The 11591-nt window shown below is 71.0% G+C and carries 13 protein-coding genes; 11 read left to right on the forward strand and 2 right to left on the reverse strand.

The genetic code is table 11. From position 1 onward, the window contains the following. Positions 1–9: 9 nt before the first annotated feature. From Pme01_RS19545 to Pme01_RS19575, 7 genes are all read left to right on the forward strand, one after another. Complete coding sequence (locus Pme01_RS19545; RefSeq protein ID WP_168116650.1) at positions 10–270, forward strand: hypothetical protein; 261 nt, start codon at positions 10–12, stop codon at positions 268–270. Continuing rightward, positions 270–2954, forward strand: coding sequence for an alanine--tRNA ligase (gene alaS, locus Pme01_RS19550; RefSeq protein ID WP_168116651.1), 2685 nt, complete (start codon positions 270–272; stop codon positions 2952–2954). The genes Pme01_RS19545 and alaS overlap by 1 nt, the downstream gene beginning before the upstream one ends. A gap of 72 nt (positions 2955–3026) precedes the next feature. After that, positions 3027–3470, forward strand: coding sequence for a Holliday junction resolvase RuvX (gene ruvX, locus Pme01_RS19555; RefSeq protein WP_168116720.1), 444 nt, complete (start codon positions 3027–3029; stop codon positions 3468–3470). Next, complete coding sequence (gene mltG, locus Pme01_RS19560; protein ID WP_168116652.1) at positions 3470–4675, forward strand: endolytic transglycosylase MltG; 1206 nt, start codon at positions 3470–3472, stop codon at positions 4673–4675. The genes ruvX and mltG overlap by 1 nt, the downstream gene beginning before the upstream one ends. 1 nt (position 4676) lies before the next feature. After that, positions 4677–5486, forward strand: coding sequence for a shikimate dehydrogenase (locus Pme01_RS19565; protein WP_168116653.1), 810 nt, complete (start codon positions 4677–4679; stop codon positions 5484–5486). A gap of 60 nt (positions 5487–5546) precedes the next feature. Then, positions 5547–6725, forward strand: coding sequence for a chorismate synthase (aroC, locus tag Pme01_RS19570; protein ID WP_168116654.1), 1179 nt, complete (start codon positions 5547–5549; stop codon positions 6723–6725). Further along, positions 6722–7228, forward strand: a complete 507-nt coding sequence (locus Pme01_RS19575; protein WP_168116655.1) for a shikimate kinase — start codon at positions 6722–6724, stop codon at positions 7226–7228. Before aroC ends, Pme01_RS19575 begins: the two co-directional genes overlap by 4 nt. Here Pme01_RS19575 and Pme01_RS19580 read toward each other — a convergent pair. Further along, positions 7218–8084: a hypothetical protein gene (locus Pme01_RS19580; protein ID WP_168116656.1), complete on the reverse strand. Its 867-nt coding sequence runs from the start codon at positions 8082–8084 to the stop codon at positions 7218–7220. The two genes, Pme01_RS19575 and Pme01_RS19580, sit on opposite strands and share 11 nt — an antisense overlap. Positions 8085–8236: 152 nt before the next feature. Here Pme01_RS19580 and aroB point away from each other — a divergent pair, with 152 nt between their 5' ends. The 4 genes from aroB to nusB all read left to right on the forward strand — a co-directional run bounded on the left by aroB (position 8237) and on the right by nusB (position 10937). Then, complete coding sequence (gene aroB, locus Pme01_RS19585) at positions 8237–9316, forward strand: 3-dehydroquinate synthase (protein WP_168116657.1); 1080 nt, start codon at positions 8237–8239, stop codon at positions 9314–9316. After that, on the forward strand, positions 9313–9750 hold the full coding sequence (aroQ, locus tag Pme01_RS19590; RefSeq protein ID WP_168116658.1) for a type II 3-dehydroquinate dehydratase: 438 nt from the start codon (positions 9313–9315) through the stop codon (positions 9748–9750). The genes aroB and aroQ overlap by 4 nt, the downstream gene beginning before the upstream one ends. Before the next feature lie 163 nt (positions 9751–9913). Further along, positions 9914–10471, forward strand: a complete 558-nt coding sequence (gene efp, locus Pme01_RS19595; protein WP_168116659.1) for an elongation factor P — start codon at positions 9914–9916, stop codon at positions 10469–10471. Between the two features lie 55 nt (positions 10472–10526). After that, positions 10527–10937: a transcription antitermination factor NusB gene (nusB, locus tag Pme01_RS19600; RefSeq protein ID WP_168116721.1), complete on the forward strand. Its 411-nt coding sequence runs from the start codon at positions 10527–10529 to the stop codon at positions 10935–10937. A gap of 115 nt (positions 10938–11052) precedes the next feature. Here nusB and bldD read toward each other — a convergent pair whose 3' ends face one another. Continuing rightward, positions 11053–11541, reverse strand: coding sequence for a transcriptional regulator BldD (gene bldD / locus Pme01_RS19605; RefSeq protein WP_168116660.1), 489 nt, complete (start codon positions 11539–11541; stop codon positions 11053–11055). Between the last annotated feature and the right edge of the window lie 50 nt (positions 11542–11591).

Here is an 11591-nt window from a genome sequence, read left to right on the forward strand (position 1 = left end):
GACGAGAAGATGCGACGCTTGCTGTGGCTCGGCGTCGGCCTCGCGGTCGGTGCCCTCGCGGTCCGGGCGATCAACAAGAAGATGCAGGCCCTGACCCCTACCGGAATCGCCGGCTCGGTCCGGGAATCCGCTGTCGGTCTCCTCGGCGAGGTGCGTAGCTTTGTAGAGGACGTCCGAGAGAGCATGGCCGAGCGCGAGGCGGAGATCCACGACGCGTTCCAGGCCGGCGCCCTACTCGATGAGCACGACGAAGAAGGAAAACAGAACTGATGAGGACAGCGGAGATCAAGCGGCGTTTCCTGGCCCACTTCGAGGCGAACGGCCATGCCGTCGTGCCCAGCGCTCCGCTGCCCGCTATCGACGACCCCAACCTGTTGTTCGTCAACGCCGGCATGGTGCAGTTCGTGCCGTACTTCCTGGGGCAGCGCACGCCGCCGTGGAAGCGGGCGACGAGCGTACAGAAGTGCATCCGCACCCCGGACATCGACGAGGTCGGCAAGACCAGCCGGCACGGCACGTTCTTCCAGATGAACGGCAACTTCTCGTTCGGCGACTACTTCAAGGAAGGCGCGATCACCCTCGCCTGGGACCTGGTCACCAAGTCCGTTGACGAGGGCGGCTTCGGCCTGGACCCCGAGCGGATCTGGGCGACCGTCTACCTCGACGACGACGAGGCGTTCGACATCTGGCACCACAAGATCGGGTTGCCCAAGGAGCGCATCGTGCGCCGGGGCAAGGCCGACAACTACTGGTCGATGGGCATCCCCGGCCCGTGCGGCCCGTGCTCCGAGATCTACCTCGACCGTGGGCCGGAGTACGGCCGCGAGGGCGGCCCGGAGGTCGACGAGGACCGGTACATGGAGTTCTGGAACCTCGTGTTCATGCAGAACGAGCGGGGACCGGGCACCGACAAGGAGAACTACCCGATCCTGGGCGAGCTGCCGGCCAAGAACATCGACACCGGCATGGGCCTGGAGCGGATGGCCTCGATCCTGCAGGGCGTCGACAACATCTACGAGATCGACGAGATCAAGCCGATCCTCAACAAGGCCGCGGAGTTGACCGGCAAGCAGTACGGGGCGCGGTCGGGGCATCTGGCGAGCGAGTCGCACCCGGACGACGTGCGGCTGCGGGTCATCGCCGACCACGTGCGCACCTCACTGATGCTCATCGCCGACGGCGTCACGCCGTCCAACGAGGGCCGCGGCTATGTGCTGCGCCGCATCATGCGCCGGGCGATCCGGGCGATGCGGCTGCTGGGTTGGCAGGGCCGGGCGCTGCCGGAACTGCTGCCGGTGGCGCGCGACTGCATGGCCCCGTCCTACCCCGAGGTGGTCAGCGACTTCGAGCGGATCGCCAGCTACGCGTACGCCGAGGAGGAGGCGTTCCTGTCGACGTTGCGCGCCGGTACGACGATCCTCGACACGGCGGTGGCGGAGACGAAGCGCGCCGGCGGCACCAGGCTGACCGGCGAGCAGGCGTTCCAGCTGCACGACACGTACGGCTTCCCGATCGACCTCACCCTGGAGATCGCGGGCGAGCAGGGGCTCTCGGTCGACGAGGAGGGCTTCCGGCGCCTGATGGGCGAGCAGCGCAGCCGGGCCAAGGCCGACGCGCAGGCGCGCAAGACCGGCCACGTCGACCTGTCGGCGTACCGGGCGGTGCTCGAGTCGGGCGGCCCGGTGGAGTTCACCGGGTACGAGGAGACCCGCCGGGAGTCGCGGCTGCGGGCGCTGCTGTCCGGCTCCGGTACCGGGCTGTCCGGTGCCGGCGTGGGCGACACGGTCGAGCTGGTGCTCGACGCCACCCCGTTCTACGCGGAGGGCGGTGGCCAGCAGCCCGACCAGGGCATCATCACCGTGGGCGGCGGCAGCGTCGAGGTGTTCGACGTCCAGCAGCCGATCCCCGGCCTGATCGTGCACCGGGGGCGCGTGGTCGAGGGTGAGATCCGCCGGGGCGAGACCGGGTACGCCGAGATCGACGTCCTGCGCCGCAAGGCCATCTCGCGCGCCCACACGGCGACGCACCTGGTGCACACCGCGATGCGGAATTTCCTGGGCGAGTCGGCCACCCAGGCCGGTTCGCTCAACGCCCCGGGCCGGTTGCGCTTCGACTTCAACACGCCCGGCGCGGTGTCGCCGAGCGTGCTGCACGACATCGAGCAGCAGGTCAACGAGGTGTTGATGAGCGATCTCGACGTGCACGCGTTCATCACGTCGCTGGAGGAGGCCCGCAAGCTCGGTGCGATGGCCCTCTTCGGGGAGAAGTACGGCGACGAGGTTCGGGTCGTCGAGGTCGGTGACTACGCCCGCGAGCTGTGCGGTGGTACTCACGCCGCCCGCTCCGGGCAGCTGGGCCTGGTGAAGATCGTCCAGGAGTCGTCGATCGGCTCCGGGGTGCGCCGGGTCGAGGCGCTGGTCGGCATGGACGCGTTCGGCTACCTGGCGCGCGAGCACGTGCTGGTCAGCCGGCTCGCGGAGCTGTACCGGGTGCCCGGCGACCAGGTGGCCGACCGGGTCGAGCAGACCGTGGCCCAGCTGCGCGAGGCGGAGAAGGAGCTGGAGAAGCTCCGGGCCCAGCTCGTACTGGCCAACGTCGGCGCGCTCGTGGCCGGTGCGCGCGACGTCGGTGGCGTGTCTTTCGTCGGCGTCGAGGCGCCGGAGGGTACCGGCGGCAACGAGGTGCGGACCCTGGCGCAGGAGATCCGCGGCCGGATGCCGGCCGACCGGCCGGGCGTGGCCGCGGTGACCGCGAGGTCCGGCGGCAAGGCGTCGCTGATCGTGGCGACCAACCCGGCCGCGCGGGACCGGGGCCTGTCCGCGGCGGACCTGGTCAAGGGCGCGTTGTCCGGGCGCGGCGGCGGCAACGCCGAGCTGGCCCAGGGCGGTGGCGCGCCGGCCGGTGACGCGCCCTCGCTGCTGGCCGCGGTGGAGAAGGCGATTGCCAACTCGTAATCCTGGATCTTGGACACTTGGCGGGGCCATGACCCCGCCAAGTGTCCAGGAGTGCCAGTGGGGTGAGTGGTGATCCGCGGAGTGCGTCTCGGCGTGGACGTCGGCTCGGTACGGGTCGGCGTGGCCAGCTCCGACCCGGACGGGATCCTCGCGACTCCGCTCGCGACCGTGTCCCGAGATGTCACCCAAAGTAGCGATATTCCTTCCGACATGGCCGAGATCGCCCGGCTTGTCCGGGAGTACGAGGCCATCGAGGTGGTGGTCGGGCTGCCCATCAACCTCGCTGGCAAAGAGGGTCCAGCAGCCGCCTCCATCAGGCAATACGTGGAGATTCTAAAGGCAGTTGTCGATCCCGTCCCGGTGTTGTTCGCCGATGAGAGGCTGTCTACCGTCATAGCGACGCGTAGGCTGTCGGATCGAGGCGTGCGAGGGAAGCGCCAACGGGCTGTCGTCGACCAGGTGGCCGCCGTAGAGATTCTTCAGTCCTGGCTAGACGCGCAACGGAGGCGAAGCTGATGTTGGACGAGCTCGAGCTTGCGTTCGACGACCAGGATCGTGAGCGTGGGCGGAGCCGGCATCGGCGGTCGGCGGCGCGCCGCGCCCAGAACGGCGGCGGTGCGCGCCAGCCGAAGGGGCGCGGCCGGTCCCTGCTCGCGCTGGCGCTGTCGATCGTGCTGCTCGGCGTCCTCGGCGCCGGCGGCTGGTACGGCTACACGAAGGTCACGGAGTTCTTCTCGGCCGCCGACTACTCGGGCCCCGGCACCGGAAAGGTCGAGGTGCAGGTGAAGTCGGGCGACTCGGCCGCCGACATCGGCCAGAGCCTCTTCAATGCCGGCGTCGTCAAGAGCGCCCAGGCTTTCGTCGACGCGGCCGCGGACAACCCGCAGGCCAAGAACATCCAGCCGGGCACCTATCAGCTCCGCAAGGAGATGCGGGCGAAGGACGCCCTGGCGCTCCTGCTGGGTGACGACAGCAAGCTGGTCAACAAGATCACCATCCCCGAGGGTCTGACCATGCAGGCGACCTTCAAGAAGCTGTCCGAGTACACCCACCTCCCGGTGGAGGAGTTCCAGGCCGCAGCAGCGGACCCGGTCGCGCTCGGTGTGCCGGAGGCCTGGTTCACCCGCGGCGACGGCAAGCAGCCCGCCAAGAGCGTGGAGGGCTTCCTGTTCCCGGACACGTACCACTTCGACCCGGGCGTGACGCCGAAGCAGATCCTGCAGAAGATGGTCGGCAACTTCCTCGCCGTCGCCGACGAAAACAAGATCATGGATCTCGCGCAGTCCAAGCAGGTCGCGCCGTACGAGGTGCTGATCACGGCGTCGCTGGTACAGGCGGAGGCCGGCACCCCGGCCGACATGCCGAAGGTCTCGCGGGTGGTCTACAACCGGCTCAACCACAAGCCCAACGCGATGCCGCTGGAGTTCGACTCGGCCACCAACTACTGGCGCGAGCTGCGCGGTCAGGAGCGCAAGCACAACCTGACCACGCCGGAGCTGAACGACCCGAACAACCCGTACCGCACCTACGGGGTGACCGGCCTGCCGCCGGGGCCGATCAGCAACCCCGGCAAGGAGGCGCTGCTCGCGGCGGTCAACCCGACCCCGGGGCCGTGGCTGTTCTTCGTGCTCATCGACAAGCAGGGCAACTCGGCGTTCACCGACAACCTGGCCGAGCACGAGCGCAACATCGCGACCGCCCAGCGCAACGGTGCGTACTGACGTGTCGAACCGCCGCGCCGCCGTGCTCGGCAAGCCCATCGGCCACTCGCTGTCCCCGCTGATCCACAACGCCGGGTACGCCGCCGCCGGGTTGACCGACTGGAGCTATACGGCGATCGAGTGCGTCGAGTCGGAGCTGGTCGGTCTCGTCGCCGGGCTCGGCCCCGAGTGGGCCGGGCTGTCGCTGACCATGCCGCTCAAGGAGGCGGCGCTCGCGGTGGCCGACGCCGTATCGCCGGTCGCGGCCGCGATCGGCGCCGCCAACACCCTGGTACGGGTGGAGCACGGCTGGCGCGCCGACAACACCGACGCGCCGGGGATCGTCGACGCCCTCGGCGTCGTCGGGCTCCTCACCGCCACCCGGGTCGCCGTGCTCGGCGCCGGCGGCACCGCCCGCGCCGCCCTCGCCGCCGCGGCCGCCCTCGGCGCCGGCGTCACCGTGTACGCCCGGCGGCCCGAGGCGATCGCTCAGCTCGAGCCCGTGGCCGCGGCGCTCGGGGTGGAGCTGACCGGCGCCGACTGGGCCTCGGCGGCGAACTGCGTCGACGCCGACGTGGTGATCTCGACCGTGCCCAAGGGGGTCGCCGACGGGCTCGCCGAGGCGGTCCGGTGGCGGTGCGGGGTGGTCCTGTTCGACGCGCTGTACGACCCGTGGCCGACCCCGCTCGCCACGGCGGCCGCGCGGGCCGGCTGCCCGGTCGTGTCCGGGTACGACCTGCTGCTGGCCCAGGCCGTCCGCCAGTTCGAGTCCTTCACGGGCGTACCCGCCCCGGTCGACGCGATGCGCGCGGCCCTGCCCGTCTCTCCGTGATCATGGGATGGGCCGGGAGCGGACGCGGGGACGGTTACGCGACGTGTCAGACTGTCACCCGTGCTGCGCTGGTTGACCGCTGGAGAATCCCATGGTCCGGCCCTCGTGGCGATCCTGGAGGGGGTACCCGCCGGGGTCGCGGTGACGAGTGCTGAGATCGCCCATGAGCTGGGCCGCCGCCGCCTGGGCTACGGCCGGGGCGCCCGGATGAGCTTCGAGCAGGACGAGGTCGAGATCATCGGCGGCATCCGGCACGGGCTCACCCAGGGCAGCCCGGTGGCCGTGCGGGTCGGCAACAGCGAGTGGCCCAAGTGGGAGACGGTGATGTCGCCCGACCCGGTCGACGCCGGGGAACTCGCCGGGCTGGCCCGCAACGCTCCGCTCACCCGCCCCCGGCCCGGCCACGCCGACCTCGCCGGCATGCAGAAGTACGGCCACACCGACGCCCGCCCGATCCTGGAGCGCGCCAGCGCGCGGGAGACCGCCGCGCGGGTGGCGGCGGGCACCGTGGCGAAGTCGTTCCTGCGTCAGGCGCTCGGCGTGGAGATCGTCTCGCACGTGATCGAGCTGGGCAGCGTCGCGGTCAAGCCGGGACTGCTGCCGCACCCCGAGGACGCCGAGCGCATCGACGCCGACCCGCTGCGCTGCCTCGACCCGGAGGCGAGCGCCCGCATGGTCGAGGAGGTCGACGCCGCGAAGAAGGACGCGGACACGCTCGGCGGGATCGTCGAGGTTCTCGCGTACGGGGTGCCGCCGGGCCTGGGCAGCCACGTCCAGTGGGACCGCAAGCTCGACGCCCGGCTGGCGACCGCCCTGATGTCGATCCAGGCGATCAAGGGGGTCGAGATCGGTGACGCCTTCACCCAGGCCCGCTCGCGCGGGTCGCAGGCGCACGACGAGATCGTCCCGAGCCCGGACGGGGTGCGGCGGGTCACCGACCGGGCCGGCGGTCTGGAAGGCGGCATCACCAACGGCGAGCCGGTGCGGGTACGCGCCGCGATGAAGCCCATCTCCTCGCTCAACCGGGCGCTGTCCACGGTGGACGTGTCGACCGGCGAGCCGGCGACCGCCATCAACCAGCGCTCCGACGTGTGCGCCGTGCCGGCCGCGGCCGTCGTCGCCGAGGCGATGGTGGCGCTGGTGCTGGCCGAGGCGGCGCTGGAGAAGTTCGGCGGTGACTCGGTCGCCGAGATCCAGCGCAACCTGCGCGGCTACCTCGACAACCTGGTAATCCGATGACCGCTCCGAAGTGTGTGCTCGTCGGGATGATGGGCGCGGGCAAGACGACGGTCGGCCGGTTGGTGGCCGAGCGTCTCGGCGCGCCGTTCCGCGACGTCGACGCCGAGATCGAGGCGGCCGCCGGAAAGCCGATCTCCGAGATCTTCATCGACGAGGGTGAGGAGCACTTCCGGGCCCTGGAGCGCCAGGCCGTGGCCGACGCGCTCGACGGCTTCGACGGCGTGGTGGCCGTCGGCGGTGGCGCGATCCTGTCCGACGAGACCCGCAAGCGCCTCGCGTACCACCGGGTGGTGTACCTGTCGGTGGAACTGGCCGATGCGCTCAAGCGCGTCGGCCTGGGCGCGGGCCGGCCGATGCTGGCGATGAACCCCCGCGCCACCCTCAAGTACCTGCTCGACCAGCGCCGGCCGCTCTACGAGGAGGTCGCCACGCTGGTGGTCCGCACCGACGGCCGCGCCCCGGACGAGGTCGCCGCCGAGGTCACGGCCGCGCTCAGCGCTTGACCTGTACCGCGTACACCCCGCCCTGCTCGCCGAGCAGGACGCGGTTGCCCAGCGGGGCGTCGAGGGTGACCGGGTAGCGGGCCGTCCGCAGCATCATGTCGCTGATGCACTCGCCCTTCTCTGCGTGCGCCACGGCGCCGGTGGGCACGGTGCGCAGCGCGATCGTCACGGTTTCCCGCGTCGACGTCGTGACCGGCTCCGATCTCGTGATCGGTTCGCCCGGGCAGGGTGGCCCCGGCGCGGGCAACTCGACGGTGACGGTACGGCCGTCGGGGTCGAGGGCGGCGTGGCCGAGCGTCGTCGGCGGCACCGCGCCCGCCCGCCAGAACACCTCGGGACCGACCGCCGGCCAGGCGATCGGTCCCAACGCGTCCACCGGGTGGAACAGCCAGGCCGGTAGCTCGACCTGGCCCCGGTCGGTGGCGAATGTCGTGCTGCCCAGTTCCACGCGGGTGATGCGCAGCGGTGTGGTCTGTTCGACCGTCTTGACGTCGGGGTGGGCGCAAAGCTCGGCGAAGGCGTCCTGGGCGCCGATCAGGGGCAGCTCCCTGGTTCCGTCGGGGAGCGCGACCGGCCGCGGACCCGGCAGGAACGCCGGCAGCGGGGTGTCGAGCCTGAGGTTGCCGCTGACGGCCGCCACCTTCGCCTCGTCGGAGGTGTACCCGGCGTGCTTGGCCACCGGGCCGAGCAGCACGATCGGGCGGGGCGTCCGGTCGACCGGGAAGTCCCGCCAGTCGCCGTCCGTGGCGGGCGGAACGGGCGTCCTCGCGACGGGCGTGCGGGGCAGTGAGTGGGCGCAGCCGGCGAGGAGGAGGGCGGCGGAGGCGGCCAGCAGGCCTCGGTACAGCGAGGGCATGTCGTTGTGACGCCCGTCATCCCCGCCCGGTTTCCGTCACTTCCATGATCACGGGGATTTTTCCGTGTCCGAGCACGGAAAATCCTCCCGGATCATGGGCGGTGCGGCGGGACCAGGAGGTGCTTCGGCGCTCGGAGTAGGATCCGGACGCGATGAGTGAACCCACCGTGATCACGGTCGCCGGGGACCAGCCGTACGAGGTGGTCGTCGGCCGTGACCTGCTGACTTCCCTGCCGCCGCTGCTGGAGGGCGCCGCCCAGGTGGCCGTGCTGTTCGCGGCCCCGCTGCGCGGGTACGCCGACCGGGTCGTCGCCGCGCTGCGCGACGCCGGGCTGGCCCCGCTGCCGATCGAGGTACCCGACGCCGAGGCGGGCAAGGGCATCGAGGTCGCCGCCCGGTGCTGGGACGCGCTCGGCGGGGCGGGCTTCACCCGTACCGATGCGGTTGTCGGGGTGGGCGGGGGAGCCGTCACCGACCTGGCCGGCTTCGTCGCCGCCTGCTGGCTGCGCGGGGTACGGGCGGTGCAGGTGCCGACCAGCCTGCTGGGCATGGTCGACGCCGCGGTCGGCGGGAAGACCGGCGTCAACACCGCCGCCGGCAAGAACCTGGTCGGCGCTTTCCACCCGCCGGCCGGTGTGCTCTGCGACCTGTCCACCCTGGACACGCTGCCCGCCGACGACCTGCGGGCCGGCCTGGCCGAGGTCGTCAAGTGCGGGTTCATCGCGGACCCGCGGATCCTCGGGATCGTGGAGGCCGACCCGGCCGCCGCGGCCGACCCGCGCAGCGCCGCGCTGCGTGAACTCGTCGAGCGGTCGGTGCGGGTCAAGGCCCGGGTCGTCGGGGAGGACCTGCGCGAGTCGGGCCTGCGGGAGATCCTCAACTACGGCCACACGCTCGGCCACGCGATCGAGAAGATCGAAGGGTACCGCTGGAAGCACGGTCATGCGGTCTCGGTCGGCCTGGTCTACGCCGCGTCCCTGGCCCGCCGCGCGGGCCGGCTCGACGACGCCACCGCCGCCCGGCACCGGGCGGTGCTGACCTCGCTCGGGCTGCCGGTGTCGTACCGGGCCGAGGCGTGGGCGGACCTGCACGCGGCGATGCGGGTGGACAAGAAGGCGCGCGGCGCCCGGCTGCGCTTCGTCGTGCTGGACGGTTTGGCAAGTCCGTCCATTCTGGACGGGCCGTCGGATGAGCTGCTGCGGGCGGCGTACACGGAGGTGGCGCAATCGTGAAGGTGTACGTGCTCAACGGGCCGAACCTGGGGCGGCTCGGCACCCGCCAGCCGGAGGTTTACGGCCGCACCACGTACGCCGACCTCGTCGAGTTGTGCGTAGCGGCCGGCAAGGAGCGCGGTCTCGACGTCGAGGTGCGCCAGACCGACGCCGAGCACGAGATGCTGGGCTGGCTGCACGAGGCCGCCGACGCCGGCGTCGCGGTCGTGCTCAACCCCGGAGCGTGGTCACACTACTCGTACGCGCTGCGCGACGCCTGCGCCATGCTCCGCGCCCCGCTCGTCGAGGTGCACATCTCCAACATCCACGCCCGGGAGGAGTTCCGGCACCACTCGGTCGTCTCCGCCGTCGCGACCGGTGTGATCTGCGGGCTCGGCGTCGACGGGTACCGGCTCGCGCTGCACCACCTCGCCGGGCCGGCCCGCGAGGCGTAGGTGACGCGCCCGCGCCGGGATCTTGGACACCGCGCGGTGCGACGGGCCCGCCGGGTGCTCACGATCCCGGCGGGAGCGTGGGGGCCATCGACGGGTGATCACGTTCGGGTCGGTACACTTCTTCGGTTCAGTAGGCGAGCCGAAGACGGAGACACGCGTACGTATGGCCACCACCAATGACCTCAAGAACGGCCTGGTCCTCAACCTCGACGGCGAACTGTGGGCCGTCGTGGAGTTCCAGCACGTCAAGCCGGGCAAGGGCGGCGCCTTCGTGCGGACCACGCTGAAGAACGTGCTCTCCGGCAAGGTCGTCGACCGGACCTTCAATGCGGGTACCAAGGTCGACACCGCCACCGTCGACAAGCGGACGATGCAGTACCTGTACGCCGACGGCGAGGACTTCGTCTTCATGGACCTCGACACCTACGACCAGATCCACGTACCGGGCGCCACGGTCGGTGACGCCTCGAAGTACCTGCTGCCCGAGGCGGAGGCGACGGTTGCCACCCACGAGGGCGTGCCGCTGTACGTGGAACTGCCCACCAGCGTCGTCCTGGAGATCACGTACACCGAGCCGGGCCTGCAGGGCGACCGGTCCACCGGCGGCACCAAGCCGGCGACCGTGGAGACCGGGGCCACCGTGAACGTGCCGCTGTTCATCTCCAACGGCGAGAAGATCAAGGTCGACACCCGCGACGGCCGTTACCTCGGACGGGCGTGAGTCAGTCATGAGCAAGCCCGGCGGCCGCAGCTTCACCGGAGACGTCACGTCGACGATGTCGTCGCGGCGGAAGGCCCGCAAGCGCGCACTGGACGTGCTGTACGAGGCCGACCTCCGCCAGGCGCCGATCACCGACATGCTCGAGGCGTACCTGGAGCGGCTGCCCGAGCCACGGCCGGAGCAGTTGGACTTCACGGTGTCCCTGGTCGAGAGCGTTGCCCGCGAGCGCGACCGGATCGACGAGCTGATCTCCAGCTACGCGGAGGGGTGGACCCTCGACCGCATGCCGGTGGTCGACCGCAACCTGGCCCGCATCGCAGTGAACGAGCTGCTCTACCGCGAGGACATCGACGACGCGGTGGCGATCACCGAGGCCGTGGAGCTGGCCAAGATCCTGTCGACCGAGGACTCGCCGCGCTTCCTCAACGGCGTGCTCGGGCGGATCGCCGAGTACGCCACTCGCTGAGGACCGCTGACAACCACAGGACCGCTGTCGACAACAGCGCCGGTCCAGGAGGAGTGGCCGCCCCTTGTGGGGCCACCGCTCTTTCTGGGCCGGCGCTGTTGTCGACAGGCGTCGGTCAGGAGTTGAACAGGCTGCGCGGGTCGGCGACGGTCACGCCGGCCTCGGTGAGCCGCTCGACCAGGGCCGAGGGCGAGAAGTCGTAGACGATGGCGAGCGCCCGCAGGTCGTCGGCGCGGATCGAGAGCACCCGGCCGTTGTAGTCGCCGCGCTGCTGCTGGATGGCGCGCGCGTACCGGGCGACGTAGGCCAGGTCCTCGCTGCTCTGGTCGTAGAGCTTCTCGAGGTCCAGGACGATCTTGTTGGTCGGCTCGTGCCGTACGCCGCTACCCTCGGGAAGCAGTTCCGCGACGGGTACCCGGTAGAACTCGGCCAGCTCGGCGAGGCGCGAGACGGTCACGGCGCGGTCGCCGCGCTCGTACGAGCCGACAACGACGGCCTTCCAGCGCCCGGCCGACTTCTCCTCCACGCCCTGCAGGGAGAGGCCCTGCTGCTGTCGGATAGAGCGCAGGCGGGCACCAAGAGACTTGGCGTATTCAGACGGCATACGGACACTCCCAGTCACTGGCCCGAGGATTCTCCCGAGCAATCGCTACG

The sequence above is a fragment of the Planosporangium mesophilum genome (assembly GCF_016863255.1).
GTDB lineage: Bacteria > Actinomycetota > Actinomycetes > Mycobacteriales > Micromonosporaceae > Planosporangium > Planosporangium mesophilum.

Bases quoted from the DNA above. Each gene is read 5' to 3' on its own strand.
- Pme01_RS19575 (WP_168116655.1), top strand. From the start codon at position 6,722: ATGACCGCTCCGAAGTGTGTGCTCGTCGGGATGATGGGCGCGGGCAAG.
- aroB (WP_168116657.1), top strand. From the start codon at position 8,237: ATGAGTGAACCCACCGTGATCACGGTCGCCGGGGACCAGCCGTACGAG.
- Pme01_RS19580 (WP_168116656.1), bottom strand. From the start codon at position 8,084: ATGCCCTCGCTGTACCGAGGCCTGCTGGCCGCCTCCGCCGCCCTCCTC.
- bldD (WP_168116660.1), bottom strand. From the start codon at position 11,541: ATGCCGTCTGAATACGCCAAGTCTCTTGGTGCCCGCCTGCGCTCTATC.
- mltG (WP_168116652.1), top strand. From the start codon at position 3,470: ATGTTGGACGAGCTCGAGCTTGCGTTCGACGACCAGGATCGTGAGCGT.
- Pme01_RS19545 (WP_168116650.1), top strand. From the start codon at position 10: ATGCGACGCTTGCTGTGGCTCGGCGTCGGCCTCGCGGTCGGTGCCCTC.
- efp (WP_168116659.1), top strand. From the start codon at position 9,914: ATGGCCACCACCAATGACCTCAAGAACGGCCTGGTCCTCAACCTCGAC.
- nusB (WP_168116721.1), top strand. From the start codon at position 10,527: ATGTCGTCGCGGCGGAAGGCCCGCAAGCGCGCACTGGACGTGCTGTAC.
- alaS (WP_168116651.1), top strand. From the start codon at position 270: ATGAGGACAGCGGAGATCAAGCGGCGTTTCCTGGCCCACTTCGAGGCG.